The sequence below is a fragment of the Derxia lacustris genome, assembly GCF_002105195.1.
Taxonomy (GTDB): Bacteria; Pseudomonadota; Gammaproteobacteria; order Burkholderiales; family Burkholderiaceae_E; genus Derxia; species Derxia lacustris.
The window spans coordinates 269,601-294,560 of record NZ_MUHU01000011.1; the positions used below are offsets into that span (position 1 = coordinate 269,601).

The following is a 24,960-nucleotide window of genomic DNA, read 5'->3' on the forward strand; positions in this document are numbered from 1 at the left end:
TCACTTGTAGGTGTCGGGATAGTCGTGGAACTTGCCGATCTCGACATCGTCGAGCACCGCCAGCGCGTCATCGGTCTGCACCGCCAGCGAGCAGTACAGCGAGATCAGATAGGACGCGATGGCATTGCGGTTGATGCCCATGAAGCGCACCGACAGGCCCGGGCTCTGCTCGCCCGCGAGGCCCGGCTGGTACAGGCCGACCACGCCCTGACGCTTGTCGCCGACGCGCAGCAGGATGATCTTGGTCTTGCCGTCGGCCACCGGCACCTTGTCGCTCGGCACCAGCGGGATGCCGCGCCAGGTCAGGAACTGGGCGCCGAACATGCTCACGGTCGGCGGCGGCACGCCACGGCGCGTGCATTCGCGACCAAACGCGGCGATCGCCAGCGGATGGGTCAGGAAGAAGGCCGGCTCCTTCCACACCTTGGTCAGCAGCTCATCGAGGTCGTCGGGCGTGGGCGCGCCGGTGAGCGGATAGATGATCTGGTCGGGATGGACGCTGGCCAGCAGGCCGTAGTCCGGGTTGTTGATCAGCTCGCGTTCCTGCTTCTCCTTGATCGTCTCGATCGTGAGGCGCAGCTGCTCCTTGATCTGGTCGTGCGGCGAGCTGTACAGGTCGGCCACGCGCGTGTGCACGTCGAGCACCGTGCTCACGGCATTGAGGAAGTACTCGCGCGGCTGGTCTTCGTAGTCGACGAAGGTGGTGGGCAGTTCCGATTCGTCGCGCTTGGTACACAGCACCTGCACGTCTTCCGGGTTCTTCACCTTGTTGAGGCGGTAGATGCCGGCTTCCACCGGCACCCACTGGAGCAGATGCGTCAGCCAGCGCGGGCTGATGGTCGACAGCGTCGGCGCCGTCTTGGTGGCATTGGCTAGTTGACGGGCGGCGTTGTCGCCAAGCGCCAGTTGGGTGGGTTGGGTATCCGACACGATGGTCTTCCTTAGACGAAATTCGAATTTGCTAATTGCCTGTTCGGCTTTAGCGAGTGTCGGTTTGCGTGCCCGGCCCAATCAACCGGCTATAGACGGCGGGCGCTGGCGATCCTGACTTCACATTGCGCAATCAGCTCGGACAGCGGCAGGCCGAGCGCAACCGCCAGCTTGGAGGCGGTGGCGAGCGACGGCATGACCGTGGCGCGCTCGATTTCGCCCATGTAGGAGCGGTTGAGCTCGGCGCGATTGGCCAGCGCTTCCTGCGACCAGCCGCGCGCCTCGCGCAGCCGGCGCACCACCAGACCGAAGCTTTCGCCCACGCTGGCGGGCAGCAGCGGCGCGAGGCCGCTGGCGTGGGCAAGCTGTGCGTCGGCTTGCGCCTGTTCAACGCGCGCCGTGTTCAAGACCTGATTCATCGCGAGTGCTCGCCTGATTGATGCGGCTGCCCGGCGCCACGCTGTGCGTGAGCCAGACGTTGCCGCCGATGGTGGAACCGTGACCGATGACGATGCGGCCGAGCAGCGTCGCGCCGGCATAGATCACCACGTCGTCCTCGATGCGCGGATGACGCGCACCGCCCTTGGCCAGATGGCCGTTCTCGTCGACCTCGAAGCGCTTGGCTCCGAGCGTCACTGCCTGATAGAGGCGCACGTTGGCGCCGATCTCGGCGGTCTCGCCGATGACCACGCCGGTGCCGTGATCGATGAAGAAGCCGGGCCCGATGCGGGCGCCCGGATGGATGTCGATGCCGGTCTCGCCGTGGGCGATCTCGGACACGATGCGCGCCACCAGCGGCGCGCCGAGCACATGCAGCCGGTGCGCGATGCGATGCGAAATCACCGCATGGATGCCCGGATAGCAGACCAGCACCTCGTCCACGCTGCGCGCCGCCGGATCGCCGTGATAGGCGGCGAACACGTCGCTGTCGAGCAGCGCGCGGATGCCCGGCAGCGCGGCGCCGAAGTCGCGCACCAGCCGCAGCGCGCGCGCATCCAGGTCGATGTCGTGCACATGCTCCTGGCGCGCGTGATAGCCGAGCTCGAGCCGCACCTGGCCGAGCAGGCGGTTCAGCGCCGCATCGAGCGTCTGGCCCACGTACCAGTCCTCGTTCTCCTGACGCAGGTCGGGCGGACCGAGCCGCATCGGGAACAGCGCGCCGCGCAACTCGGCGACCACCTCGGCCAGCACCTCGCGCGACGGCAGCTCGCGGCCGACCACCTCGCGCGGCCGCTGGGTCGCGTCGCGCCAGCGTGCGCGCACCTCGCGCAGCTCGGCCACGATGTCGGCCAGCGGCGGCCTGGCATCGCCGCTGAACACCTGCGTCTCCTCGCTGCCGGCCAAGCCGGCCGGCGCGAGTTCGATCTCGATGTCGAAGCTCATGCTCAGTCCTGGATCCAGGGCAGGCCGCGGAAGCGCCAGCCGTCGGACCGACCGCGCTGATGCGCCTCGTCGATCTCGCCCTCGAAGCCTTCAAGCACGTTGAAAGCGTTTGCAAAGCCGGCCTTGGTCGCGGCCTCGGCGGCCAGCGCCGAGCGCTTGCCGCTGCGGCACAGCAACAGCAGCACCGCGTTCTTCGGCACCTTGGCCTCGAGCTCGCGGGCAAAGCGCGGATTGCGCGTGAGGCTGGTGCCGGTGGCCCAGGCCACATGCACGCTGCCCGGCACCTGCCCCACGAACTTGCGCTCCTCACCCGAGCGCACATCGACCAGCACGGCGCTGCCTTCCTGCGCCAGCGCCCAGGCGTCGGCCGGTGGCACGCTGCCGGCATAGGGCAGGCCGGCGGCGCGCGCTTCTTCGCGGGCACGGTCGAGCACGGGATGGGACGGAGAAACTTCGGCGAGCACTGCGGACATGACGACGACTCCTGATCTGATGGCGATAGACGGCCGACGCAGACTAGGCAGTCGGCATCGGGCAGTTAACGAAGCAGTCGGTCGTTCGATATGTCCAGAAGTTGGCTGTCGGTCTCAGCCTTTCGATCAGCTGTCGAAAGTGTTGACACTCGGTTACAGGTGATATGCAAAGACGAAATGGTCAGTTCGCGCAGGTACGGGCGCCGCCTAAGTTGAAACGCGACAAGAACCCATCAGAGCGTCCACCCATGCCCGACTCCGCCGACCTCGCCAGCCAACGCGTGCTGACTCTCCCCGAGTCACCTTCGGGGGTGCTGTCGATCCGCGCCAAGGCCCTGCTCTTCCACGACCCGCGTTCCGCCGATCTGCTCGAACATGTCGAGCGCATCGCGCGCAGCGACGCCACCGTTCTCGTCAATGGCGAGACCGGCACCGGCAAGGAGCTGATCGCCCGTCACATCCACAACCGCAGCGGCCGCAAGGGCCCGTTCCTGGCCGTCAATTGCGGCGCGTTCAGCGAGTCGCTGATCGATGCCGAACTGTTCGGCCACGAGACCGGCGCCTTCACCGGCGCGACCCAGGCCCGCGCCGGCTGGTTCGAGTCGGCCAACGGCGGCACGCTGTTCCTCGACGAGATCGGCGATCTGCCGATGCAGTTGCAGGTGAAGCTGCTGCGCGTGCTGCAGGAGCGCCAGGTGGTGCGGCTCGGCTCGCGCCGCTCGATCCCGCTCGATGTGCGACTGGTGGCCGCCACCAACATCGACCTGCTCCAGGCCGTCGAGGCTCAGCACTTCCGCGCCGACCTGTACTACCGGCTCAGCGTGGCCACCGTGAGCCTGCCGCCGCTGCGCGAACGGCCGGGCGACATCCTGCCGCTGGCACGCCATTTCATCGGCAGCTACGGCGCGCGACTGGGCGCGCAGGACGTGGTGCTCTCGCATGAGGCCGAGACCGCGCTGCTCGGCTATCCCTGGCCCGGCAACATCCGCGAGCTGGAGAACGTCATCCACTTCGCGCTCATCGTCTGCCGCCACGAGGTGATCCGCGCCTGCGACCTGAAGCTGGTGGCCGGCGTGACCGCCGCCAGCCTGCCGCGCGACCTGTCGGCCGCCTCGGCAGGTGCGCCGGCCAACGGTCCGGTGGCGCGCGTGCCTCCGGGCGAGCCGGCCAACGATCCGGTCGAAAGCCCGGCCCGACGCCGGCTGATTGCCGCGCTCGATGCGCTGCTGCAGGAAGGCGGCCCGCAGATCTTCAAGGGCGTGGAAGAGGCGCTGGTACGCGCCGCCTTTGCCCATGTAGGCGAGAACCAGGTGCAGGCGGCACGCGCCCTCGGCATCACGCGCAACACGCTGCGCACCCTGCTCAAGCGCTACGGCCTCATCGGCGATTCGCATGCCGATGGCGACGACGAACTGCTGGCCGAGGAATTGCCGCTGGCACGCTGAGCTCCACATCTCTTCATCCCCATCCCGCCGCGGAAAGCGCCCGAATGCGCCTTCCGCGGCGTTTTCGTCTGGGCGCGCGCTGCGCGTCGATTTGCACCGCCGGCGGCGGTTTTGGCGCTGACCGCCACTGTTGCGTCGAGCCAACAAGCAGAGCCGAATCCCGGCCCCGATCGACCTGCGACCGGGCGCCGGGCGGCGCGCTCAGGCGTCGATCGAGCCGCTCGTGCGTCAAGCCAGCAAGCGGCGGGCCAGCCCGGGCCGGCGACCACGCCGACCGCCCCACCCAGACATCGCAGTGCCCGCTGCTGCCGTCTTGCAGCGCGCCGGTCCGGGCGCGCCGGCGGCGCCCGGCGGGCTGGAGGCGGCACGACCGGGCCGGGGCAGCTGCTGCTTCCTACGCAAGCCGGTCCGAGAGGTTTGCTCAGGAATCAGCAACCGCATCTGCTGCGGATCGAACAGCGCTTTTCGCGGCGCCGCAACACGGGCATTTATCCGTTTCAAATCAATTACTTGAATCAACTCCGCAACAGCCGTCGACGCTGGTTCGCGGCTTGCAATAGAGCGTTACTGCCGCTTCCCGGCATGCATCGCTTTTTTCGGATCGGAGTGCAAACCATGAACAAGAAACTGACGCTGTCCGTGCTGATCGGGCTGTCGTCCCTGGCCGCAAGCGCCGCCACGGAAACCACGTCCGCCCCGGCGGCGGCGGCCGCTGCCAGCGCGCCGACCAAGGCCTGGTCGCCCTACCAACCGGTCAGCCAGCAAGCTGTGCCGGAAGTCAAGCAAAAGAACTGGGTGCGCACGCCGATCGATGCCTTCGTGCTGGCCCGGATCGAAAACGCCGGCCTCAAGCCCTCGCCCGAAGCCGACCGTGCCGCCTACATCCGCCGCGCCACGCTCGACGCCTGGGGCCTGCTGCCCACGCCGGAAGAAGTGCAAGCCTTCGTCAGCGACAAGTCGCCCAATGCGTACGAAAAGCTGGTCGACCGCCTACTGGCCTCGCATCACTACGGCGAGCGTCAGGCGCGCCGCTGGCTCGATCTGGCCCGCTATGCCGACAGCTCGGGCTTCCAGGTGGACAGCACGCGCGCCAACAACTGGCGCTATCGCGACTACGTGATCGCCGCCTTCAACAGCGACAAGCCCTACGACCGCTTCATCCGCGAACAGGTCGCGGGCGACGAACTCTGGCCCGACAGCCAGGAAGCCAAGATCGCCACCGGCTACCTCGCCGGCTATCCCGACAACAGCAATTCGCGCGACCTGGTGCAACGCAAGTACCAGATCGAGACCGACATGACCGACCTGGTCGGCGAGACCTTCCTCTCGGCCACCATCGGCTGCGCGCGCTGCCACAACCACAAGTCGGACAAGGTCAGCCAGAAGGAGTACTTCCAGCTCCAGGCCTTCTTCGCCAACACCGCGTTCAACGAACGCGAGCCGGTGGCGCAGAAGGGCGAGTCGGAACTCGCCTTCGAGAAGGCCCAGGCCGCCTACCGCGACGCGACCAAGTCCATCCGCGACAAGCAGCGCGCCATCCTCGACACCGTGCGCGAGAAGGGCCGCAAGTATCACAACGAGCGTTACCTGACCGACAGCCGCGACTCGATCTTCAAGGACGAGAAGGAATGGACGCCGCTCGACCGCTGGGTCAACTGGCGCAAGCAGGCCGTGGCGACCGAGAACGACATCGCCCAGTACCTCAAGCTGTCGGCCACCGACAAGGACAGCCCCGAGTACGACGCCGCCAGCGTCGACAAGTGGAAGGAATACGAGAAGCTGGCCGCCGAGCTGAAGAAGTTCGACAACCAGCGTCCGAAGAGCGGCTCGGTCAACATCACCACCGCGACCGAACTCGGCCATCCGGAAGCGCCGCCCACCTTCGTGCGCTTCGGCGGCATCCATGAGCGCCCGACCGAGGAAGTGCAGCCGGCGATCCCCGCGCTGTGGGGTGGCGACAAGGTCACGATCACGCCGACCGACAAGTCGTCGGGCCGTCGTACCGCGCTGGCCAACTGGCTGGCCAGCCCGAACAACCCGCTCACGCCGCGCGTGTTCGTCAACCGCCTCTGGGCCCAGTACTTCAACAACGGCATCGTCAGCACGGTGGCCGACTTCGGTCGCGCCGGCGCCAAGCCGACCCACCCCGAACTGCTCGACTATCTGGCCGCCGACTTCGTGAAGCAGGGCTGGAGCGTAAAGAAGATCACGCGCGAAATCCTGCTGTCGAACGTGTATCGCCAGTCGTCCGCCGAGCGTGCCGACGTGCTCAAGGCCGATCCGGAAAACAAGCTGCTCGCCGTCTACCCGCGCAAGCGCCTCGAAGCCGAGGAAATCCGCGACGCCCTGCTCTACGCCTCGGGCACGCTGGAAGACAAGGTCGGCGGCCCGGCGGTGTTCCCGCCCGTGCCGGCCGCGCTCAACGCCGGCGCGCAATGGCAGGTGTCCGACAACGAAGCCGACTTCCGTCGCCGCAGCATCTACACCTTCGTGCGTCGTTCGATCCCCTATCCGCTCACGCAGAACTTCGACCCCGCGAACCCCTCGCAGCCGCACCAGAAGCGTGATGTGACGACGACCCCGCTGCAGGCGCTGACGCTGTTCAACAGCGACATCGTCTTCAACTGGTCGCAAGCGCTTGCAGGCCGCGTGATCCGCGAAGCCGGCCCCGAGCAGAACGCCCAGCTGACCCGCCTGTACCAGATCCTGTTCTCGCGCGAGCCGAACAAGACCGAACTGGCGACGCTGAAGGAATTCCTCGCGAGCGAAGAGAAGGCCATCCAGACCAAGACGGCCACCAACGGCAAGTTCGAGATCGCGGTGCCGACCGGCCTGAAGGATGGCCAGACGCAAAACCCGATCAAGGCCGCCGCGCTGGTCGACCTGGTGCACACGGTCGCCAACTCGAACGACTTCGCCTACCGCTTCTGATCCCCACCCAATTCGAATCACAGGAAATCATCATGTCTCAATCTTCGCGTCGCGACTTCCTCCTCAAATCGGGCCTGGGGCTCGGCGGTGCCGCGCTCACCACGGGCGCGGTGCCCGGCTTCGGCGCCGCCTGGGCGGCCGACCTGGCCGCCGGCGATGTCAATCCGCTGGCTCCCAAGCCCACCCACTTCCCGGCCAAGGCCAAGGCGGTGATCTGGCTGCACATGAACGGCGCGCCCAGCACGCTCGACCTGTACGACTACAAGCCCGACCTCGTGAAGTACGCCGGTACCGACACGCCGGCCAGCTTCCTGAAGGGCATCAAGACCAGCACCCAGGGTGGCGTCGGCAAGCTCTACGCCTCGAACCGCCAGTGGAAGCAGTACGGCGAAAGCGGCGCCTGGTTCTCGGACCTGGTGCCCAACATCGCCCAGCATGCCGACAAGATGACCTTCATCAAGTCGAGCGTGACGGTCGGCGCGACCCACGACATCTCGATCCTCAAGCTCAACACCGGCGACCTGAATCCGGGCCGTCCGTCGCTCGGCGCCTGGGTCACCTATGCGCTCGGCTCGGCCAACCCCGATCTGCCGCCCTATGTCGTGCTCTACAACGGCAAGAGCGAACCGAGCGCCGGTTCGGTCAACTGGTCGTCGGGCTTCCTGCCCGCCGTCTACCAGGGCACGGCCTTCCGTCCGGGGCCCTCGCCGATCTTCTATCTGGAACGTCCGGAAGTGCGCTCGGAGCTGCAACAGCGCGCCTCGCTCGATCTGCTGAAGAAGCTGAACAACACCGGTGCCGCCAAGTACCCGTCGGATACCGAGCTGCGCGCCCGCCTGCGTTCGTATGAACTGGCCGAGCGCATGCAGGTGTCGGCGCCCGAGGCGGTCGACCTGTCGAAGGAAAGCGAAGCCACCAAGGAGGCCTACGGCATCAACGATCCGGTGTCGGGCACCTACGGCACGACGCTGCTGCGCGCGCGCCGTCTGGTCGAGCGCGGCGTGCGCTTCATCCAGGTGGTGTCGGGCGCGCCGGAAGGCGATACCGAAGTGACCAGCTGGGACGCCCACAACGACCTGGAAAAGAACCACGGCACGATGGCCCGCATGGTCGACAAGCCGATCGGCGGCCTGCTGGCCGACCTGAAGCAGCGCGGCCTGCTCGACAGCACGCTGGTGGTCTGGACCTCGGAATTCGGTCGCACCTCCTACGGCCAGAGCGGCAACGGCCGCGACCACAACCCCTGGGGCTACACCCAGTGGCTGGCGGGCGCGGGCGTCAAGGCCGGCTTCACCTACGGCGAGACCGACGAGATCGGCCTGCAGACCGCCGACAAGGAAAAGGGCGTCGATACCTATGACCTGCATGCCACCGTGCTGCAGATCCTGGGCCTCGACCATCTGAAGACCACCTTCCTGAACAACGGCCGCTCGGAACGCCCGACGGTCGTGTACGGCAAGGTCGTCAAGGACATCCTGGCCTGACCGGTACAAGAAGAAGGACCTCCTCCGCATGCGCAAGGCAATCGCGGCGGCGGTGGCGCTCCTGGCCCTGGTGGCCGGGAGCGCGCTGTCAGCCGAAGACGAACTCGATACCGACCTGATGCAGAGCATCGAGGACAGCAACAAGAGTCTGGCCTCGAACATCGCCATCAAGGACGGCAAGGGCGCAACGACCGACGCGAAGGATCTCGCCGAGATGTTCGCGAAGGTCGAGGGCTTCTATGTGAAGAAGGGCGATGCCGCGGATGCGGTGGACCTGTCGAAGAAGAGCCGTGAACTCACGGCGCAAATCCTTCAGCAGGTGGGCGCGAAGAATTTCGATGCCGCCACCGACTCGGCGACCACGCTCTCCCGCACCTGCAAGACCTGCCACAACTTCTACAAGAAATCCTGAAGGAAGCTTCATGAAGCATCTTCTGACGGCCGCGGCACTGGCCGCGGCGCTCGTCGCTCCGGCCCATGCCGCGCTCAAGGAAGGCGACACGGCGCCGGCCTTCACGGCCCAGGCCTCGCTCGCCGGCAAGGCCTTCGGCTATTCGCTGAAGGACGCGCTCAAGAAGGGCCCGGTGGTCGTGTACTTCTACCCGTCGGCCTACACCAACGGCTGCAATGCGCAGGCCCATGCCTTCGCGACCAACATCGAGAAATTCGCGGCGGCCGGCGCCAGCGTGGTCGGCGTGTCGCTCGACAGCATCGGGCGGCTCAACGACTTCTCGGCCGATCCGGCCTATTGCGCCGGCAAGCTGGCCGTGGCCTCCGATGCCGACGGCAAGATCGCCAAGGGCTTCGACCTGAACGTGCGCGAGGCGCAGGCCGGTCGCAAGGACACGCGCGGCGTCGACATCGACCACGGCTTCACCGAACGCACCACCTTCATCGTGACGCCCGACGGCAAGGTCGCGGCCACCATCGGCGGTCTGGCACCGGGCGAGAACGTGGACAGCGCACTCGCCGCCGTGCAGAAGCTCGCGGCCACGGCGCGGTGATCGCGCTGGTCCGTCGCCTGCAACGCACGCGGCACTGGCGGCAGGCGGCCCGGCCCGCCCGTCGCCTGCTTCATGTGGGTCTGCTGTGCTCGGCGGTGCTGGCGCTGCCGGCGCTGGCGCAGACGGCCTCCAAGCCCGCTGCCGGCAAGGCGCGCGCGACGGCCACGCCCGCCGGCAGCGCGCCGGCGCCCTTTCGCGGCAATGCCGCAGCCGGCCGCAGCCTGGCCGAGTCGGAGCGCTGCATCGAATGCCACGGCCTCGAAGGCCAGGCCAGCGCCCAGGCCGATGCGATCGAGGGCAAGTTCCCGCGTCTCGCCGGCCAGTCGCCCGACTATCTGCTCAAGCAGCTGCGCGACCTGCGCAGCGGCGCGCGCAAGAACGATTTCATGCAGGTGATGGCGCGCAGCATCGACGACGCCACCGCCGCCGACATCGTTGCCTATTTCTCGAGCCTGCCGCCGATGCGTGGCGAAGCCGGCAATGCCAGCCCGGCCGGCCGCGAGCTGTATGCGCGCGGCGATGCGGCACGCGGCATTCCGGCCTGCGCCAGCTGCCACGGCGCCAATGGCGAAGGCCAGCGGCTGGCCGACGGCATCGCGCCGCGCCTCGGCGGCCAGACCTGGCGCTATCTCGAACGCCAGCTGCTCGACTGGCGCGACGGCCATCGCGGCAACAGCGTCGGCGGCGTCATGACCGCTGCCGTGCGCGGCCTGAGCGATGCCGAGATCACCGCCATCGCGACCCATCTCTCCGGCCTCGGCACCGAGTCGTCCGCCGTCGCCGGCCAGCCATCGACCCTCTCCGCCCAGCCATGAACAAGCCGCTTGCACTTGCCCTCGCCGTCATCGGCTTTGCCGCCGCAGCCCAGGCCCAGATCGCTTCCGACAGCGCGCCCACCGTGACCCCGGCCATCGCCGGCGTGGTCGCGGCGGGCACCCGCATCGAACTCATCAAGGAAGGCTTCAACGGCACCGAAGGCCCGACCAGCCTGCCCGACGGCAGCCTGGTGTTCACCGAGACGCCGGCCGCGCGCATCACGCGCATCGCTACCGACGGCAGCACCTCGGCCTTCCTCGAAGACAGCAACGGCGCCAACGGCCTGGCCTTCCGGCCCAACGGCGATCTGTATGCGGTGCAGGTGCTCAAGCCGCGCGTCGGCATCGTCTATCCGCCCGAGCATCGCAAGACGCTCGCCGAGCAGTACGAGGGCAAGGGCTTCGGCCGGCCCAACGACATCGTCGTGGACCGCGCCGGCAACGTGTTCTTCACCGACTCCGGTCCCAATCTGCGCCCGGGCGAAGCCGCGCCGGCCGACATCAACAAGCCGGCGGTCTACCGCATCGGCACCGACGGCGCGATCAGGCGCATCGCCGCCGACATCGAGCGGCCCAACGGCATCCAGCTGAGCCCGGACGAGAAGACGCTCTACGTCGCCAACACGCTCGGCGAATACGTCCTTGCCTTCGACATCAAGGCCGACGGTGCGGTCGGACCGGCGCGCAACTTCGCCAAGCTCGACGGCTACAAGAAGAACGAGGCCGGCGTGGCCAGCAGCGGCGCCGACGGGCTGGCGGTCGATGCCGAGGGCCGGCTGTTCGTCGCCACCAGCGTCGGCATCCAGGTGTTCTCGCCGGCCGGTGCCGCGCTCGGCACCATCGGCCTGCCCAAGGCGCCGCAGAACCTCGCCTTCGCCGGCCCGGGCAAGAGCGCGCTCTACGCGGTGGGTCGCGGCGCGGCTTGGCGCATCGCCACGCTCACGCCGGGCTATGCCGGCCGCAACAAATGACCTTGCAGCATTCCTCGATCCGCACGGAGACCCCGACCATGCCCCGCCTGACCGCCGCCGATTTCTCGCCCGAAGTCCTCAAGCTGTTCGACCAGTACGTGCACGGCCTGCTGAGCCGGCGCGGCTTCCTCGACCGCGCCGCCAAGTTCGCGCTCGGCACCGTCACCGCCGAAGTGCTGCTGGAGCAGCTGAGCCCCAACTTCGCCGCCGCCCAGCAGGTCAAGAACGACGATCCGCGCATCAGCACCAAGTTCATCGAGATCGATTCGCCCGAGGGCTACGGCAAGGTGCGCGGCCTGCTCGCCAGGCCGGCCAAGACCAGCGGCAAGCTGCCCACCGTGCTGGTGGTGCATGAGAACCGCGGTCTCAATCCGCACATCGAGGACATCGCGCGCCGGCTGGCGGTGGATGGCTTCATCGCCTTCGCGCCCGATGCGCTGTTCCCGCTCGGCGGCTATCCGGGCGACGAGGACAAGGCGCGCGAACTCTTCCCCAAGCTCGATCAGAACAAGAGCCGCGCCGACTTCATCGCCTCGGCGCGCGCGCTGAAGGCGCTGCCCGAGGGCAACGGCAAGGTCGGCGTGGTCGGCTTCTGCTACGGCGGCGGCATCGCCAACTTCCTGGCCACGCGCGTGCCCGATCTGGCGGCCTCGGTGCCGTTCTACGGCGGCCAGCCCACGGCCGAGGATGCCGCGCGCATCAAGGCGCCGCTGCTGCTGCACTACGCCGGCGACGACGAGCGCATCAACGCCGGCTGGCCGGCCTACGAACAGGCGCTCAAGGGCGCCGGCGTGCGCTACGAGGCCTTCGTCTATCCGGGCGTGCAGCACGGCTTCAACAACGACACCACGCCGCGCTTCGACGCCGCCGCCGCCAAGCTGGCCTGGGGTCGCACGGTCGAGTTCTTCAACCGCCAGCTGCGCGCCTGAAGAGGCAGCCTGGCGGCATCTTCACCGCAGCACCATCCATCAACAGAGAAGGCAGGAACATGATCGCCATCCGTCCCCTCGTCGCCGGCGCCCTCGCGCTCGGCATCGCCGCCGCCTCCTTCGGCGCCGCCGCCCAGCAGGCGCCGAAGCCCGAGCAGCTCATCAAGTGGCGCCAGTCGGCCTATCAGGTCATCGCCTGGAACTCGGGCCGCATCAAGGCGTCGGTCGAAGGCACGTACAACAAGGAAGAAGTGCTGAAGGCCGCGACCACGATCTCGGCCATCGCCAACAGCGGCCTCGGCGCGCTGTTCGCGCCCGGCACCGAAACCGGCAAGGGCTGGCACGACACCACGGCCAAGCCCGAAATCTGGGCCGCCGGCTCCAAGGTCGGCGAATACGCCGGCAATCTGGCCAAGGAATCGACCGAGCTGGTCAAGGTCGCCAACACCGGCGATCTGGCCGCGGTCAAGGAGCAGTACGGCAAGCTCACGCGCACCTGCAAGGCCTGCCACGACGATTACAAGGCCAAGGAATAACGGCCGCGTCGCGCCGGAGACAACATGCAAATCAACAAGATCCGGGCGGCGCTTGCGCTTGGCGCCGCCGCCCTCGCCGCGCCCCTGGCGCTGGCCCAGAACGCCCCGCCCGCGGCCATCAGCCCCGCCGAAGCGGCCAAGCTGTTCAGCTTCTTCATCACCAGCGCCGGTCCCGGCAAGGGCGCCGACCTGGGCGGCCTCGCGGGTGCCGATGCGCATTGCCAGAAACTCGCAAGCGCGGTCGGCGCCGGCGACAAGACCTGGCACGCCTACCTGAGCACGCAGGCGGCGGGCGGCCAGCCGGCCGTCGATGCGCGCGACCGCATCGGCAAGGGCCCCTGGTACAACACGCGCGGCGCCGTGGTGGCACGCGATGTGGCGCATCTGCACGGCGACACGCTCGATGCCGCGCGCCTGGGCAACAACATCAGCTGGGCCACCGCCTTCACCGAGAAGAACGAGGCCGTCAAGCGCGCCGGCGATCAGCCGAACCAGCACGACATCCTCACCGGCTCCACGCCGGACGGCCGCGCCTATACCGACGCCGCCGACCACACCTGCAAGAACTACACGAGCAGCGGCGAAGGCTCGGCCCAGGTCGGTCACTTCGACCGCACGGGCGGCGGCAACACCTCGTGGAACTCGACGCACGCGAGCCGCGGTTGCAGCCAGGAGAACCTGGTCTCGACCGGCGGTGCCGGCCTGTTCTACTGCTTTGCGGTGAACTGATCGCAGCGCCCGGCAGACGGTGAACACGCGGCTCTTTTTCGCTTCGTGGCTTGCCGGCCTGCCGGGCGTGCTGGCGCTGGCGCTGCTGGTGCTGCCGGCACTCATCGCCGGCAAGCCGCCGGCCTTGCCGCCCTGGCTGGTGCTGGCGGGCGCGACGCTGCAATCCTCCGTCTTGCTCGCCGTGGCCGCTGCCGTCGGTGCGCGCTTCTCGGGCCGGCTCGGGCTTTCGGCGCCGCTGCTCGCAGCCCTGATCGAACGTCGCCCGCTCGGCGATGCGCTGCGGCCACAGCTGCTGCCGGCACTTGCCGGCGGCCTGGCCGGCGCCTTCCTGTTCTGGCTTTATCTGCGCTTCCTGCCGCCCGAGCTGGCGCGCTTGCAGGACGCGCTCCCGCTTCCGCTCGCCGCGCGTCTGCTCTACGGCGGCATCACCGAAGAACTGCTGCTGCGCTGGGGCCTGATGACGCTGCTCGCCTGGGCGCTGTGGCGCGGCTTGCAGCGCGGCGTCGGCCAGCCCGCGCCCGGCGTGATGTGGGCCGCCATCGTCATCGGCGCGCTGGTGTTCGGCCTCGGCCATCTGCCGGTGCTGGCGCGACTGGCCGGCCCGCTGGCGCTGCCGGCGATGCTGCATGTGCTGCTGTTCAACGCCGCATTCGGCGTGATTGCCGGCTGGCTGTACTGGCGCCACGGGCTGGAGGCGGCGGTGCTCGCGCATGCGCTCACGCATCTGTTGGCGGTGACCGTGCCGGCTTGAGCCGGCGCTGCGGATATGCACATGCCGACGCCGTCGTTCGCGCGGCCGGTCGGCTGACCTAGCGTGGCGGCCCCGTCCTTGCCGCCACCGTTCATGGAGCCGCTCATGTCCCTGCCCCGCCCCCGCCAGATCGCGCTTGCGCTGCTGGCCGCCTTTGCCGCGAGCGCGCCGGCCCATGCCACCAACGGCTATTTCGCGCACGGCTACGGCATCCAGTCCGAGGCCGTGGCCGGCGTCGGCATCGCGCTGCCACAGGACGCGCTCGCCGCCGCCGCCAATCCGGCCGGCACCGCGCTGGTCGGCAGCCGCGTCGATGCCGGCATCAACCTGTTTCTGCCCGACCGGGGCGCGCGCATCGCCGGCAATGCCTTTGGCCTCGACGGCGACAACGACGGCAACGGCCGCAAGCGCTTTCTGATCCCTGAATTCGGCTACACCCGCGCGCTGTCGCCCGACCTGAGCCTGGGGCTGGCGGTGTACGGCAACGGCGGCATGAACACCCAGTACAACCGCAATCCCTATGCCGCGCTCGGTGGCAGCGGGCGCGCCGGCGTGAACCTGGAGCAGCTGTTCATCTCGCCCTCGGTCGGGCTGCGCGTCGCGCCCGGGCAGGTGCTTGGCGTGGCGCTCAATCTCGCGCATCAGCGCTTCTCGGCGCAGGGGCTCGGGCCGTTCGCCAGCGCCTCGTCGGCGCCGGACAGCCTCACCGATCGCGGCACCGACACCTCGAACGGCGTCGGCGTGCGGCTCGGCTGGATCGGCGATGTCGCGCCCGGCCTGCGCCTCGGCGCGACCTGGGCGTCGAAGATCCAGGGCAGCTTCGACAAGTACAAGGGCCTGTTCGCCGACGGCGGCAGCTTCGACATCCCGGCCAGCTACGGCCTGGGTCTGGCCTGGGTGCCGGCTGCCGGCTGGACCGTCGCGGCCGACTGGCAGGTCATCGAATACGGCAGCGTGAGCGCGGTGGCCAATCCGCTGGCGCGCCTGGGCGAAGGCAAGCCGCTCGGCGCCAGCGATGGCCCGGGCTTCGGCTGGCGCGACGTGAAGGTGGTCAAGCTCGGCGTGGTGCGCGACCTGGGCAGCGCGCTCACGCTGCGCGCCGGCGTCAGCCATGCCACGCAGGCGGTGCCGCCGGGCCAGACCTTCTTCAACCTGCTCGCGCCCGGCGTGGTGCAGAACCATGCGACGGTCGGCTTTACCTGGCGGCCCGATGCGCATGCCGAATGGAGCGGCTTCTACGGCCACGCCTTCCGCAAGTCGGTCGCGGGCAGCGGCTCGATTCCGGCGGCCTTCGGCGGTGGCGAGGTGGATGCGCGACTGGCCGAGAACATCGCCGGCCTGGCCTGGGGCTGGAAGTTCTGAGCGCTGGGGCAAACTCGCGCATCCCTTTTCGGAGCGCAGGCGATGACTGAATTCACCCCGGTGGCCGGGCTGATCGGCGGAGTGCTGATCGGCGCGGCGGCGGTATTGCTGCTGGCCGGCATCGGCCGGATTGCCGGCATCAGCGGCATCCTGTTCGGGCTGCTGACCCAGCTGCGCCAGCGCGATGAGTGGGCGTGGCGCGCGATGTTCCTGCTCGGGCTGGTCGGCGGCGCCCGGCTGTGGTTTGCGCTGAGCGGCGCCACGCTCACCGCGCGCACGCAGTTTTCGCCGGCGCTGCTGATGGCGGGCGGGCTGCTGGTCGGGCTGGGCACCTCGATCGGCCACGGCTGCACCAGCGGTCATGGCGTCTGCGGTCTGGGGCGGCTGTCGCTGCGCTCGCTGGTGGCCACGCTGGTGTTTCTGGCCACGGCCATGGTCACGGTGCTGGTGGTGCGCCACGGGTGGCCGGCATGAGCCGCCTGCTGGTCAGCCTCGTCGCGGGCGCGCTGTTCGGCCTGGGTCTGGGCGTTGCGCGCATGACCGATCCGCTCAAGGTGCTGGGCTTTCTCGACATTGCCGGCGCCTGGGATCCGAGCCTTGCCTTCGTGCTCGGCGGCGCGGTGGCGGTCACGGTGGTGGCGTTCCGCTTCGTGCTGCGGCGGGCGGCGCCGATCTGGGCCGAGCGCTTTCATCTGCCGACCGCAAGCGCCGTGGACCGGCGGCTGGTGCTGGGCGCGGCGCTGTTCGGCATCGGCTGGGGCCTGACCGGCTACTGCCCGGGCCCGGCGCTCGCCGGTCTGGCCGTGGGCAATGCCGAGCTGGTCTGGTTTCTGCCGGCGCTGCTCGCGGGCGGCCTGCTGGCGCGCCTTCTCCCGTCCCGCTGAGCGCGCCGCCATGGCCTCTCCCATCGTCGACGCCAACTACCGTTTCATCGCCGCCTACAACGAGGTGAACACGCGGGTCGGCCAGCGCCAGCAGGCGCTCGCCATGTACGTGAGCATCATCGTCGGGCTGATGGCGGCGCTGGTCGCGCTGCGGCCCTCGGGCACGGGCGCGACCGCGCCGGTGGAATGGCTGGTGCTGGCCTTTCCGATCGCCTCGGTCTGCTTCGCCTTCCTCAACTTCAAGGCCGAAAGCGCGATCACCAATCTGCGCACCTTCCTGTCCACGCTGGAACGGCTCGGCGACGCCGACCGGCAGCTGCCGAGCTACAACACCGATCCGCGCTGGTCGCAGGGCGCCAACCGCGCGCGCCGCTTTCACGACTATGCGGCGGCGGTGCTGGTGGCCGGCGGCAATCTGCTCGGGCTGGGCGCGGCGCATGCGATCCATCCGCAGCGCTTCGCCGAGATGCCGGGCTTTACCGTGCTGGCGGCGCTGCTCGCGGCCGCGTCCTTCGTGGTGGTGTGGCTCACGCCGCGCTGGAGCTATTCGCCGGCGTGAGGCGCGGCGCCGGCACAATCGGCCCACCTCCTCCGCCTGGATCGCCCATGGAAGCGCTGCGCATCGCCGCCCTGTTCGCCGTCACCGCGCTGGCCGAGATCGTCGGCTGCTATCTGCCCTGGCTGGTGCTGCGTCAGGGCCGCAGCGCGCTGCTGTTGCTGCCGGCGGCGCTGGCGCTGATGTCGTTCGCATGGCTGCTCACGCTGCATCCCACGGCCGCCGGGCGCACCTATGCGGCCTATGGCGGCATGTACATCGCGGTTGCGCTGCTGTGGCTGCGCTTTGTCGATGGCCTGGCGCTGACGCGCTGGGATGCGGCCGGCGCGGCACTCGCGCTGGCCGGCATGACGGTCATCGCGCTCCAGCCCGCGAGCTGAAGCGCCGCGCACTCAGTGCGCCGCCGCGCCCAGGCTGCGCGCGCGTTCGATGCCCTGCGAAATCGATGCCGCCACGTCGGAATCGGGCGGCACCTGGGCCAGCACCTTCTCCCATTGCTCGACCGCGCCGGCGTAATCCTGGCGCTCGAAGCGCACGCTGCCGAGCAGCGCCAGCGCCTGCACATGGTCGGGTGCCAGCGCCAGCGCGCGCTCGATCAGGCGCTCGGGCTCGCCGTCGAGATGGGCGCCGTCCTTCATGCCGAGCGTCACCGCAAAGTCGAGCAGCAGATCGGCATCGTCAGGCGCCAGCGCGACCGCGCGCCGATAGGACTCGACCGCGTCGGCAAAGCTGCCCTGGCGTTCCTGCGCATGAGCCAGATCGCGCCAGGCGGCGGCATCGCCGGGCCGGGCGCGGGTCGCGGCCAGCAGCGCATCGACCGAGGCGACCTCGGCCGCCGTCAGCAGCGCCGGCGCGCCGACCTTGAGATACACGCCGGCGGCCAGCAGCGGCAGCGCCACCGCCAGCACGGCGGCCGTGCGGCGCGCCCGCGGCGGCGACGGCAGATCGACCGGCGCCGTGCCGCCGCCCCAGGCCGGCGCAGCTGCGCCATTGGCCACCGGACCAAGCAGCGGCCACAGCACGAAACCCAGCGCCAGCAGGCCGAGCGCCAGCGCAAGCAACAGAAAACCGGTCATGCCCTGCCCTCCTGCCAGTCGGTGACGGCTTCGTCGTCGTCATCGCTGCCTTCGCGCGCCTGCCGGCGCAGCTTGGCGGCGAGCAGCGCCAGCCCGGCCAGCAACAGCAGCGCCGGCCCGCCCCAGAGCAGCCAGGTCGCGGCCCGGACCGGCGGCCGGTAAAGCACGAAATCGCCGTAGCGGCCGACCATGAACTCCTTCACCTCGGCCTCGGTCGCGCCACGCGCGAGCTGGCTGCGCACCTCGGCCTTGAGGTCGATGGCGAGCTGGGCATGCGATTCGGCGATGGTCTGGTTCTGGCACACGAGGCAGCGCAGCTCCTCGGTGAGGTGCTGCACGCGGGCGTCGAGCGCGGCGTCGGCCGGCTCGGCGGCGCCGACCTGCAAGCTCGCCACCAGCAGCGCCAGCGCCGCCAGCGCCGCAATCGGCCGCTCAGCCACGCTCCAGCTCCTTGATGAGCGGCAGCAGCTTCTTGTCGATGGCCTCTTGCGTGACCGGGCCGGTGAACTTGAAACGCACCACGCCCTGCTTGTCGATGACGAAGGTTTCGGGCACGCCGACCACGCCGTAATCCATGCCGGCGCGGCCCTTGGCGTCTTCGACCGACAGCAGATAGGGATCGCCATGCTCGGACAGCCACTTGCCGGCCTCGGCGCGGGTGTCCATGTAATCGAGGCCGACCACGGTCACGACCTTGCGCTTGGCGAGATCCACCAGCAGCGGATGTTCCTTGCGGCAGGAGGTGCACCACGAGGCCCAGACATTCAGCAGCCAGACCTTGCCGCGCAATTCCTGCGGGCCGAAGGTCTGCTCGGGCTGGTCGAGCCGGGGCAGCGCAAAGGCCGGCGCGGGCTTGCCCACCAGCGGCGAGGGAATCTCGCTCGGGTCGCGGCGCAGGCCGGCGCCGAGCAGCGTGAGTAGGGCCACGAAGATGCCGAGCGGTAGGAGGAAGCGACGCATGGGAAGACTCAGTGCTTGAAGGAAGGCGCGGCGGCATCGAGCGCCGGCGCGGGATGAACGACGGCCGGCGACGGTGCCGTGCTGCGTGACGATGCGGCGGCGCGCGCGCCGGCCCGGTAGCGCCGGTCGGCCGCCGCCAGCCCGCCGCCGGCCGCGATGAGCAGCGCGCCGGCCCAGATCCAGCCCATCAGCGGCTTGTGCTGCACGCGCACCACCCAGGCGCCGTCGGGCGTCGATTCGCTGAGCGACACGTAGAGGTCGCGCAGCAGGCCGCGGTCGACGGCGGCTTCCGTCATCGGCATCTGCTGCACGACGTAGAAGCGCTTTTCGGGGAACAGCGTGGCCAGGTGATGGCCGTCGCGCGTGACTTCAAACCGCGCGCGGCCGGCGACATAGTTGGCGCCGTCCACCTTCTCCAGCGACTCGAAGCCGAAGCGGAAATCGCCGAGCGTGACCGCCTCGCCGACGCGCAGGCTGGCGTCGGTGCCGCTCTCGAAGCTCTTGGCCACCGTGACGCCGAGCACGAACACGCCGAGCCCGGCATGCGCCACCACCATGCCCCACCAGCCGAGCGGCGCCAGTGCAATGCGGCGGGCGATGCCGGTGCCGGCCGGATGCGCGCGCAGCCGGCGCAGCGCATCGAGCGCGGTCGCCAGCAGCAGCCAGGCCGCCGTGCCCACGCCGATGGCCGTCGCGAGCGAAGCCTGGAAGGCCAGCGCCGCCAGCAGCGCAAAGGCCACCGCGCCCGCCGCCACCGGCCGTAGCCGCAGCAGCACTTCGCGCGCCGACGCCCGCTTCCAGGCCAGCAGCGGCCCCACGCCCGTGAGCAGCGCGAGCGGAATGGCGAGCGGCACGAACACCGCATCGAAGTAGGGCGGGCCGACCGAAATCTTGCCCAGGCCCAGCGCATCGAGCGCCAGCGGATAGAGCGTGCCGAGCAGCACCGTGCCGGCCGCCGCCGCGAGGATCACGTTGTTGACCAGCAGCAGCGACTCGCGCGAGAACGGCGCGAAGCGGCCGCCCAGGCCCACGGTCGGCGCGCGCCAGGCATACAGCGCCAGCGCGCCGCCGATCACCGCCGCCAGAAAGCCGAGGATGTAGAGCCCGCGCTGCGGATCGCTTGCAAACGCATGCACGGAGGTAAGCACGCCCGAGCGCACGAGGAAGGTGCCGAGCAGCGACAGCGAGAACGCGAGGATCGCGAGCAGCACGGTCCAGCTCTTGAAGCTGTCGCGCTTTTCGGTCACGGACAGCGAATGGACCAGCGCCGTGCCGACCAGCCAGGGCATAAAGGACGCGTTCTCGACCGCATCCCAGAACCACCAGCCGCCCCAGCCCAGCTCGTAATAGGCCCAGGCGCTGCCCAGGAAGATGCCGAGCGTGAGAAAGCTCCAGGCGGCCAGCGTCCACGGCCGGGTCCAGCGCGCCCAGGCCGCATCGAGCCGGCCGCCGACCAGCGCCGCAATCGCAAACGCGAACGCCACCGAGAAGCCGACATAGCCCATGTACAGGATCGGCGGATGGGCAATCATCCCCAGGTCCTGCAGCAGCGGATTGAGGTCGCGGCCATCGGCCGGCGCCGGCAGCCCGCGCGCAAACGGATTGGACGTGAACAGCAAAAACGCCAGAAAGCCGACGCCGATCAGCCCCATCGTGCCGAGCACGCGCGCGACCAGCTCGCGCGGCAGCGAGCGGCTGAACAGCGCCACGCCCACGCTCCACAGCGACAGCATCGCGATCCACAGCAGCACCGAGCCTTCATGCCCGCCCCACACCGCGCAGATGCGGTAAGCCAGCGGCAGCCGCGAGTTGGAGTTGTTGGCCACATAGGCCACCGAAAAATCGTTGCCGACGAAGGCCTGCACCAGCGCCGCCGACGCCAGCGCCACCAGCAGCGCCTGACCCAGCGCCACCGGCCGCGCCAGCGCCATCAGCCGCGCATCGCCGCGCGCCGCCCCCACGAAGGGCAGCGTGCCCTGCACCAGCGCCAGACCCAGTGCCAGCGCGAGCGCCAGATTGCCGAGTTCGGGAATCATCGCTGCGGCTCCGGCGTGGCGGCGGCCTGCGCCTGCTTGAGCGCATGGGCGGCTTCGGGCGGCATGTAGTTCTCGTCATGCTTGGCCAGCACCTCGTCGGCCACGAAGGCGCCGTCGGCGCCGAGCTTGCCCTGCGCGACCACGCCCTTGCCTTCCTTGAACAGGTCGGGCAGCGCGCCGCGATAGCGCACCGGCACCGCACGCGCGGTATCGGTGACGACAAAGCTCACCGTGAGCCCGTCGGCATCGCGCCTGAGGCTGCCGTTCTCGACCATGCCGCCGATGCGGAAGCGCCGCGCCTGCGGCGCCTCGCCGGCCGCGATCTGGCTCGGCGTGAAGAAGAACACCAGATTCTTCTGGAACGCCGACAGCACCAGCCAGACGCCGATGCCCAGACCCGCCAGCCCGACCAGCACCAGGCCGAGCCGCTTGTGCCGGGCCTTCATGCGCGCTCTCCGCGCTGCATGGCGTTGAAGTCGGGCAGATCGTCGGCGACGTTGTCGGCCGCGCGCGCATCGCGCCGCTCATGGATGCGCTCGATGGCGGCACGTCGGCGCGCGCCGAGCAGCAACTGCTCGCCGGCCAGCAGCGCCAGCGTGACCAGCGCCGAGCCCCACACGTAGCGGCCATAGCCGCCCATCGCGATGAAGTCGCCGAAGCTTTGCCAGTACAGGTGCAGATTCATGCCGCCACCTCGGGCAGGCGCGCGACCCATTCGGCATCGGCCTCGCGCTCCAGCACGATGCAGCGCAGCCGCCGTAGCACCGACGCAATCGCCCAGGCCCACAGGCCGAGCGCGCTGAACAGCATGCCGGCCAGCATGTCGGGCGCCATCGACGGCGCCGCGCCGAGCCGCAGGCTGGAGCCCTGATGCAGCGTGTTCCACCACTGCACCGAGAAGTAGATGACCGGCACGTTGACTGCGCCGACCAGCGCCAGCAGCGCGCCGGCGCGGTCGGCCCGGCGCGGGTCTTCGATGGCGGCCTGCAGCGCGATGAAGCCGAGATAGAGGAACAGCAGGATCAGCACCGAGGTGAGCCGCGCATCCCAGACCCACCACGCGCCCCAGGTCGGCCGGCCCCAGAGCGCGCCGGTCCACAGGCACAGAAAGGCGGCGAGCGCGCCGGTCGGCGCCAGCGCGCGCATCAGCATGAACGACAGCCGGGTGTTGAACACGAAGCCGACCGCGCCCCAGAAGGCCATCGCGAGATAGACCACCATCGAGATCCAGGCCGCCGGCACATGCAGATAGATGATGCGATAGGCATCGCCCTGCTGCGCATCGCTCGGCGCGACGAGAAAGCCGATGCCCAGACCCAGCGCCAGGAGCAGCAGCGCCAGCGCGAACAGCCACGGCACCAGCCGGCCCGCGAGCGGATAGAACAGCGCCGGCGCCGCATGCTTCCAGGCCGTCCGGCCGCTGCCGCGCGCGCCGGCCGGCGCCGGATGGAGAAGAGTCGAGGTCATTGCGTACAGCCTTGTCGAATCGTTGATCTTTTGCGCTGCCGTCAGTCGAGCGCGATGCGCAGCGCCGCCGCCGTGGCCCAGGGCGCGAGCACCGCTGCAAACGCGAGCAGCCCGCCCAGCAGCAGCAGATGCGCATCGGCACCCAAGCCACTGGCCTGCGCGCCGACCGCGCCGGCGCCAAACACCAGCACCGGCACTTGCAGCGGCAGCACCAGCAGCGACACCAGCACGCCGCCGCCGCGCAAGCCCAGCGTCAGCGCGCCGCCGATGGCACCGACCAGACTGAGCACCGGCGTGCCGAGTAGCAGGCTTGCGGCCAGCACGCCGATGGCATCGCCGGGCAGGTCGAACAGCAGGCCGAGCAGCGGCGCGAGCAGCACCAGTGGCAGGCCCGACACCAGCCAGTGCGCCACCGTCTTGGCCAGCACGATGGTCGCCAGCGGCTCGGGCGCCAGCAGCAGTTGCTCGAGCGTGCCGTCGGCATGGTCGGCGGCAAACAAACGATTGAGAGAAAGCATTGATGCAAAAACAGCAGTGACCCAGAGCACGCCCGGCGCCATCGTGCGCAGCAGGCTGGGCTCGGGCCCGACGCCGAGCGGAAACAGCGCGGTGGCGAGCGCGAAGAACAGCAGCACGCTCAGCGCATCCCCGGGGCGGCGCAGTGCCAGCAGCAGGTCGCGCCGGATGACGGCGACGAAGCCCTTCACGGCTGGGCCGGGCGCGGGCGCCACGCGTCGAGATCGAGCGCGTGATGCTGGCGAGCCGACAGCGTCTGCGGTTGATGCGTGGTGTAGATGAGACTGGCGCCATCGGCGAGCCGCGCGTCGAGCGCGCTGGCCAGCGTGGCGATGGCCACGGTGTCGAGCGCGGCGAAGGGCTCGTCGAGCACCAGCAGCCGCGCATGACGCGCGAGATGCAGCCGCGCCAGGCTCACGCGGCGGCGCTGGCCCTGCGACAGCCGACCGGTCGGCACGCGCGCCACGCGGGCAATGCCCATCGCGGCGAGCGCCTCGCCCACATCGGCCTCGGTGGCGCGCGCGCCGGCCAGACTGGCCGCGAACAGCAGGTTCTCGCTCGCGGTCAGTTCGTCCTTCAGGCCCGGCGCATGGCCGATGTAGAGCAGCTCGCGCCGGTAATCCTCGCGCAGCTTGTGGATGAGGCTGCCGCGCCAGCGCAGCTCGCCGTCATCGGGTGCGGCCAGGCCGCAGACGATGCGCAGCAGGCTGCTCTTGCCGCTGCCGTTCGGGCCGCGCACCCACAGCGCTTCGCCGGCACCGAGCGTGAACTCGACGCCGGCGAACAGCTGCCGGTTGCCGCGCGTGCAGGCCAGACCGCTCGCTTCCAGACTCATGCGCTTGCGGCGATCACCATGCGGGCTTGGCGGCGGCCGGCGCGTCGGTGGTGGTTGCCGCCGCCGGCGCTGCGGCCGGCTGGGCGGTCTTCCACGGACCGCCGTTGGCGACCCACACCGCGCCGAGCGCCACGGCCAGCGCCAGCACGAAGGCCAGCGGGCCGCCGCCGCGCCGATCAGGCAGCGGTTCGGCTTCGGCGGCGCTGGCACGCACCTCGGTCCAGCCCGTGACCATCGGCTTGACCAGGTTGCGCCGCTTGACGCGCGCATAAAAAACGATGGCCGCCAGATGCAGCACGACCAGCCCGATCAGCAGATTGGCCAGCTGCTTATGCAGCGTGGTGAGCTTGCCGGCGAACGACTCCTCGACCAGCTCGAACAGCGGGCCGGTAAAGGTGATGTCGTCATTGCCAAACAGGCCGGTCGTGGCCTGCACCGCCAGCAGCCCGAGCAGCGCAAACACCGAGAACGCGCCGAGCGGGTTGTGGCCCACGCCATGCCAGCGCCCTTGCAGATAGGCGCGCAGCCGCGCCGGCGTCGGCGCAAAGCGCAGGAAGCGCGCATGCGTCGAGCCGACCAGTCCCCAGGTGAGCCGGAACGCGACCAGCCCGACGATGGTCAGCCCCGCCTTGGCGTGGATTTCCATCAGGCTGCCGCCCAGCTCGCCGGTGACCAGCGCGACGGCGACCGCGAGCACCAGCGACCAGTGGAAGACGCGCAGCGGCAAGTCCCAGACCTGCACCCGCGCCGTGGCGAAGCTCGCCGCATTGGCAGCGCGAAAGCTCGCGGCCGAGGCTTCGCGCGCTGGCGCGGCACCGGCCTTGGCGTCGAGCGCGCCGGCGTTTCCTTGCAACTTCATCGCGGCATCTCCCGTCTGGCGTCGAGGC

30 protein-coding genes are annotated in these 24,960 nt (G+C 69.6%); 16 read left to right on the forward strand and 14 right to left on the reverse strand.

Annotated features, from left to right (window positions below; genetic code table 11):
* The 4 genes from B9P64_RS12560 to B9P64_RS12575 form a co-directional block, all read right to left on the reverse strand.
* On the reverse strand, positions 1-930 hold the full coding sequence (locus B9P64_RS12560) for a family 2A encapsulin nanocompartment shell protein (RefSeq protein ID WP_085316579.1): 930 nt from the start codon (positions 928-930) through the stop codon (positions 1-3).
* Between the two features lie 89 nt (positions 931-1,019).
* Positions 1,020-1,349, reverse strand: a complete 330-nt coding sequence (locus tag B9P64_RS12565; protein ID WP_085316580.1) for a helix-turn-helix domain-containing protein — start codon at positions 1,347-1,349, stop codon at positions 1,020-1,022.
* A complete protein-coding gene (gene epsC / locus B9P64_RS12570) occupies positions 1,318-2,313 on the reverse strand; it encodes a serine O-acetyltransferase EpsC (protein WP_085316581.1) in 996 nt (331 codons plus the stop codon). Before epsC ends, B9P64_RS12565 begins: the two co-directional genes overlap by 32 nt.
* Before the next feature lie 2 nt (positions 2,314-2,315).
* The gene (locus B9P64_RS12575; protein WP_085316582.1) at positions 2,316-2,786 is read right to left on the reverse strand and encodes a rhodanese-like domain-containing protein; all 471 of its coding nucleotides are present in this window, start codon (positions 2,784-2,786) and stop codon (positions 2,316-2,318) included.
* Between the two features lie 248 nt (positions 2,787-3,034).
* On the opposite strand from B9P64_RS12575, the gene B9P64_RS12580 reads away from it, so the two are divergent.
* The 16 genes from B9P64_RS12580 to B9P64_RS12655 all read left to right on the forward strand — a co-directional run bounded on the left by B9P64_RS12580 (position 3,035) and on the right by B9P64_RS12655 (position 17,563).
* Positions 3,035-4,231 carry a sigma-54 interaction domain-containing protein gene (locus B9P64_RS12580; protein WP_085316583.1) on the forward strand — a complete coding sequence of 399 codons (1,197 nt, stop codon included), beginning with the start codon at positions 3,035-3,037 and terminating at the stop codon, positions 4,229-4,231.
* A 615-nt stretch (positions 4,232-4,846) separates the two neighbouring features.
* A complete protein-coding gene (locus tag B9P64_RS12585) occupies positions 4,847-7,162 on the forward strand; it encodes a DUF1549 and DUF1553 domain-containing protein (RefSeq protein ID WP_085316650.1) in 2,316 nt (771 codons plus the stop codon).
* A 32-nt stretch (positions 7,163-7,194) separates the two neighbouring features.
* Positions 7,195-8,646, forward strand: coding sequence for a DUF1501 domain-containing protein (locus B9P64_RS12590; protein ID WP_085316584.1), 1,452 nt, complete (start codon positions 7,195-7,197; stop codon positions 8,644-8,646).
* A 28-nt stretch (positions 8,647-8,674) separates the two neighbouring features.
* Positions 8,675-9,058, forward strand: a complete 384-nt coding sequence (locus B9P64_RS12595; RefSeq protein ID WP_085316585.1) for a hypothetical protein — start codon at positions 8,675-8,677, stop codon at positions 9,056-9,058.
* Positions 9,059-9,068: 10 nt separating this feature from the next.
* Positions 9,069-9,650: a peroxiredoxin gene (locus B9P64_RS12600; RefSeq protein WP_085316586.1), complete on the forward strand. Its 582-nt coding sequence runs from the start codon at positions 9,069-9,071 to the stop codon at positions 9,648-9,650.
* The gene (locus B9P64_RS12605) at positions 9,647-10,465 is read left to right on the forward strand and encodes a c-type cytochrome (RefSeq protein WP_235839994.1); all 819 of its coding nucleotides are present in this window, start codon (positions 9,647-9,649) and stop codon (positions 10,463-10,465) included. The genes B9P64_RS12600 and B9P64_RS12605 overlap by 4 nt, the downstream gene beginning before the upstream one ends.
* A complete protein-coding gene (locus B9P64_RS12610; RefSeq protein WP_085316587.1) occupies positions 10,462-11,436 on the forward strand; it encodes an SMP-30/gluconolactonase/LRE family protein in 975 nt (324 codons plus the stop codon). Before B9P64_RS12605 ends, B9P64_RS12610 begins: the two co-directional genes overlap by 4 nt.
* Before the next feature lie 38 nt (positions 11,437-11,474).
* Positions 11,475-12,365, forward strand: coding sequence for a dienelactone hydrolase family protein (locus B9P64_RS12615; protein WP_085316588.1), 891 nt, complete (start codon positions 11,475-11,477; stop codon positions 12,363-12,365).
* A 59-nt stretch (positions 12,366-12,424) separates the two neighbouring features.
* Complete coding sequence (locus B9P64_RS12620) at positions 12,425-12,901, forward strand: c-type cytochrome (RefSeq protein WP_085316589.1); 477 nt, start codon at positions 12,425-12,427, stop codon at positions 12,899-12,901.
* Between the two features lie 24 nt (positions 12,902-12,925).
* Complete coding sequence (locus tag B9P64_RS12625; RefSeq protein ID WP_085316590.1) at positions 12,926-13,630, forward strand: lectin; 705 nt, start codon at positions 12,926-12,928, stop codon at positions 13,628-13,630.
* Positions 13,631-13,649: 19 nt separating this feature from the next.
* Positions 13,650-14,381: a CPBP family intramembrane glutamic endopeptidase gene (locus tag B9P64_RS12630; protein ID WP_085316591.1), complete on the forward strand. Its 732-nt coding sequence runs from the start codon at positions 13,650-13,652 to the stop codon at positions 14,379-14,381.
* A 105-nt stretch (positions 14,382-14,486) separates the two neighbouring features.
* Complete coding sequence (locus tag B9P64_RS12635; RefSeq protein WP_085316652.1) at positions 14,487-15,743, forward strand: OmpP1/FadL family transporter; 1,257 nt, start codon at positions 14,487-14,489, stop codon at positions 15,741-15,743.
* A 42-nt stretch (positions 15,744-15,785) separates the two neighbouring features.
* The gene (locus tag B9P64_RS12640; protein WP_085316592.1) at positions 15,786-16,217 is read left to right on the forward strand and encodes a YeeE/YedE family protein; all 432 of its coding nucleotides are present in this window, start codon (positions 15,786-15,788) and stop codon (positions 16,215-16,217) included.
* Positions 16,214-16,627, forward strand: coding sequence for a DUF6691 family protein (locus B9P64_RS12645; RefSeq protein WP_085316653.1), 414 nt, complete (start codon positions 16,214-16,216; stop codon positions 16,625-16,627). The genes B9P64_RS12640 and B9P64_RS12645 overlap by 4 nt, the downstream gene beginning before the upstream one ends.
* A 10-nt stretch (positions 16,628-16,637) precedes the next feature.
* The gene (locus B9P64_RS12650; protein ID WP_085316593.1) at positions 16,638-17,186 is read left to right on the forward strand and encodes a hypothetical protein; all 549 of its coding nucleotides are present in this window, start codon (positions 16,638-16,640) and stop codon (positions 17,184-17,186) included.
* A 47-nt stretch (positions 17,187-17,233) separates the two neighbouring features.
* Positions 17,234-17,563 (forward strand): YnfA family protein, encoded by a 330-nt coding sequence (locus tag B9P64_RS12655; RefSeq protein ID WP_085316594.1) that lies wholly within the window; start codon positions 17,234-17,236, stop codon positions 17,561-17,563.
* Positions 17,564-17,575: 12 nt separating this feature from the next.
* On the opposite strand, the gene B9P64_RS12660 is transcribed toward B9P64_RS12655, so the two are convergent.
* From B9P64_RS12660 to B9P64_RS12705, 10 genes are read right to left on the reverse strand one after another with little or no spacing between them, the layout of a single operon-like run.
* On the reverse strand, positions 17,576-18,259 hold the full coding sequence (locus tag B9P64_RS12660; RefSeq protein WP_085316595.1) for a tetratricopeptide repeat protein: 684 nt from the start codon (positions 18,257-18,259) through the stop codon (positions 17,576-17,578).
* The gene (locus B9P64_RS12665) at positions 18,256-18,699 is read right to left on the reverse strand and encodes a cytochrome c-type biogenesis protein (protein WP_085316596.1); all 444 of its coding nucleotides are present in this window, start codon (positions 18,697-18,699) and stop codon (positions 18,256-18,258) included. Before B9P64_RS12665 ends, B9P64_RS12660 begins: the two co-directional genes overlap by 4 nt.
* Entirely contained in the window at positions 18,692-19,219 is a 528-nt protein-coding gene (locus tag B9P64_RS12670) for a DsbE family thiol:disulfide interchange protein (RefSeq protein WP_085316597.1), read from the reverse strand. Before B9P64_RS12670 ends, B9P64_RS12665 begins: the two co-directional genes overlap by 8 nt.
* A gap of 8 nt (positions 19,220-19,227) precedes the next feature.
* The gene (locus B9P64_RS12675; protein ID WP_085316598.1) at positions 19,228-21,255 is read right to left on the reverse strand and encodes a heme lyase CcmF/NrfE family subunit; all 2,028 of its coding nucleotides are present in this window, start codon (positions 21,253-21,255) and stop codon (positions 19,228-19,230) included.
* Positions 21,252-21,701: a cytochrome c maturation protein CcmE gene (ccmE, locus tag B9P64_RS12680; protein WP_085316599.1), complete on the reverse strand. Its 450-nt coding sequence runs from the start codon at positions 21,699-21,701 to the stop codon at positions 21,252-21,254. The genes B9P64_RS12675 and ccmE overlap by 4 nt, the downstream gene beginning before the upstream one ends.
* Entirely contained in the window at positions 21,698-21,940 is a 243-nt protein-coding gene (ccmD, locus tag B9P64_RS24440; protein ID WP_328589865.1) for a heme exporter protein CcmD, read from the reverse strand. Before ccmD ends, ccmE begins: the two co-directional genes overlap by 4 nt.
* A complete protein-coding gene (ccmC, locus tag B9P64_RS12690; protein ID WP_085316600.1) occupies positions 21,937-22,722 on the reverse strand; it encodes a heme ABC transporter permease CcmC in 786 nt (261 codons plus the stop codon). The genes ccmD and ccmC overlap by 4 nt, the downstream gene beginning before the upstream one ends.
* Before the next feature lie 41 nt (positions 22,723-22,763).
* Entirely contained in the window at positions 22,764-23,429 is a 666-nt protein-coding gene (gene ccmB / locus B9P64_RS12695) for a heme exporter protein CcmB (RefSeq protein WP_085316654.1), read from the reverse strand.
* Complete coding sequence (ccmA, locus tag B9P64_RS12700; RefSeq protein ID WP_085316601.1) at positions 23,426-24,073, reverse strand: cytochrome c biogenesis heme-transporting ATPase CcmA; 648 nt, start codon at positions 24,071-24,073, stop codon at positions 23,426-23,428. Before ccmA ends, ccmB begins: the two co-directional genes overlap by 4 nt.
* Positions 24,074-24,086: 13 nt before the next feature.
* Positions 24,087-24,932 carry a cytochrome b/b6 domain-containing protein gene (locus tag B9P64_RS12705; protein WP_085316602.1) on the reverse strand — a complete coding sequence of 282 codons (846 nt, stop codon included), beginning with the start codon at positions 24,930-24,932 and terminating at the stop codon, positions 24,087-24,089.
* Between the last annotated feature and the right edge of the window lie 28 nt (positions 24,933-24,960).

Coding starts and splice junctions, on each gene's coding strand:
- B9P64_RS12565 (WP_085316580.1), bottom strand. CDS start 1,349: ATGAATCAGGTCTTGAACACGGCGCGCGTTGAACAGGCGCAAGCCGAC.
- epsC (WP_085316581.1), bottom strand. CDS start 2,313: ATGAGCTTCGACATCGAGATCGAACTCGCGCCGGCCGGCTTGGCCGGC.
- B9P64_RS12575 (WP_085316582.1), bottom strand. CDS start 2,786: ATGTCCGCAGTGCTCGCCGAAGTTTCTCCGTCCCATCCCGTGCTCGAC.
- B9P64_RS12580 (WP_085316583.1), top strand. CDS start 3,035: ATGCCCGACTCCGCCGACCTCGCCAGCCAACGCGTGCTGACTCTCCCC.
- B9P64_RS12585 (WP_085316650.1), top strand. CDS start 4,847: ATGAACAAGAAACTGACGCTGTCCGTGCTGATCGGGCTGTCGTCCCTG.
- B9P64_RS12590 (WP_085316584.1), top strand. CDS start 7,195: ATGTCTCAATCTTCGCGTCGCGACTTCCTCCTCAAATCGGGCCTGGGG.
- B9P64_RS12595 (WP_085316585.1), top strand. CDS start 8,675: ATGCGCAAGGCAATCGCGGCGGCGGTGGCGCTCCTGGCCCTGGTGGCC.
- B9P64_RS12600 (WP_085316586.1), top strand. CDS start 9,069: ATGAAGCATCTTCTGACGGCCGCGGCACTGGCCGCGGCGCTCGTCGCT.
- B9P64_RS12610 (WP_085316587.1), top strand. CDS start 10,462: ATGAACAAGCCGCTTGCACTTGCCCTCGCCGTCATCGGCTTTGCCGCC.
- B9P64_RS12615 (WP_085316588.1), top strand. CDS start 11,475: ATGCCCCGCCTGACCGCCGCCGATTTCTCGCCCGAAGTCCTCAAGCTG.
- B9P64_RS12620 (WP_085316589.1), top strand. CDS start 12,425: ATGATCGCCATCCGTCCCCTCGTCGCCGGCGCCCTCGCGCTCGGCATC.
- B9P64_RS12625 (WP_085316590.1), top strand. CDS start 12,926: ATGCAAATCAACAAGATCCGGGCGGCGCTTGCGCTTGGCGCCGCCGCC.
- B9P64_RS12635 (WP_085316652.1), top strand. CDS start 14,487: ATGTCCCTGCCCCGCCCCCGCCAGATCGCGCTTGCGCTGCTGGCCGCC.
- B9P64_RS12640 (WP_085316592.1), top strand. CDS start 15,786: ATGACTGAATTCACCCCGGTGGCCGGGCTGATCGGCGGAGTGCTGATC.
- B9P64_RS12645 (WP_085316653.1), top strand. CDS start 16,214: ATGAGCCGCCTGCTGGTCAGCCTCGTCGCGGGCGCGCTGTTCGGCCTG.
- B9P64_RS12650 (WP_085316593.1), top strand. CDS start 16,638: ATGGCCTCTCCCATCGTCGACGCCAACTACCGTTTCATCGCCGCCTAC.
- B9P64_RS12655 (WP_085316594.1), top strand. CDS start 17,234: ATGGAAGCGCTGCGCATCGCCGCCCTGTTCGCCGTCACCGCGCTGGCC.
- B9P64_RS12660 (WP_085316595.1), bottom strand. CDS start 18,259: ATGACCGGTTTTCTGTTGCTTGCGCTGGCGCTCGGCCTGCTGGCGCTG.
- B9P64_RS12670 (WP_085316597.1), bottom strand. CDS start 19,219: ATGCGTCGCTTCCTCCTACCGCTCGGCATCTTCGTGGCCCTACTCACG.
- B9P64_RS12675 (WP_085316598.1), bottom strand. CDS start 21,255: ATGATTCCCGAACTCGGCAATCTGGCGCTCGCGCTGGCACTGGGTCTG.
- ccmE (WP_085316599.1), bottom strand. CDS start 21,701: ATGAAGGCCCGGCACAAGCGGCTCGGCCTGGTGCTGGTCGGGCTGGCG.
- ccmD (WP_328589865.1), bottom strand. CDS start 21,940: ATGAATCTGCACCTGTACTGGCAAAGCTTCGGCGACTTCATCGCGATG.
- ccmC (WP_085316600.1), bottom strand. CDS start 22,722: ATGACCTCGACTCTTCTCCATCCGGCGCCGGCCGGCGCGCGCGGCAGC.
- ccmA (WP_085316601.1), bottom strand. CDS start 24,073: ATGAGTCTGGAAGCGAGCGGTCTGGCCTGCACGCGCGGCAACCGGCAG.
- B9P64_RS12705 (WP_085316602.1), bottom strand. CDS start 24,932: ATGAAGTTGCAAGGAAACGCCGGCGCGCTCGACGCCAAGGCCGGTGCC.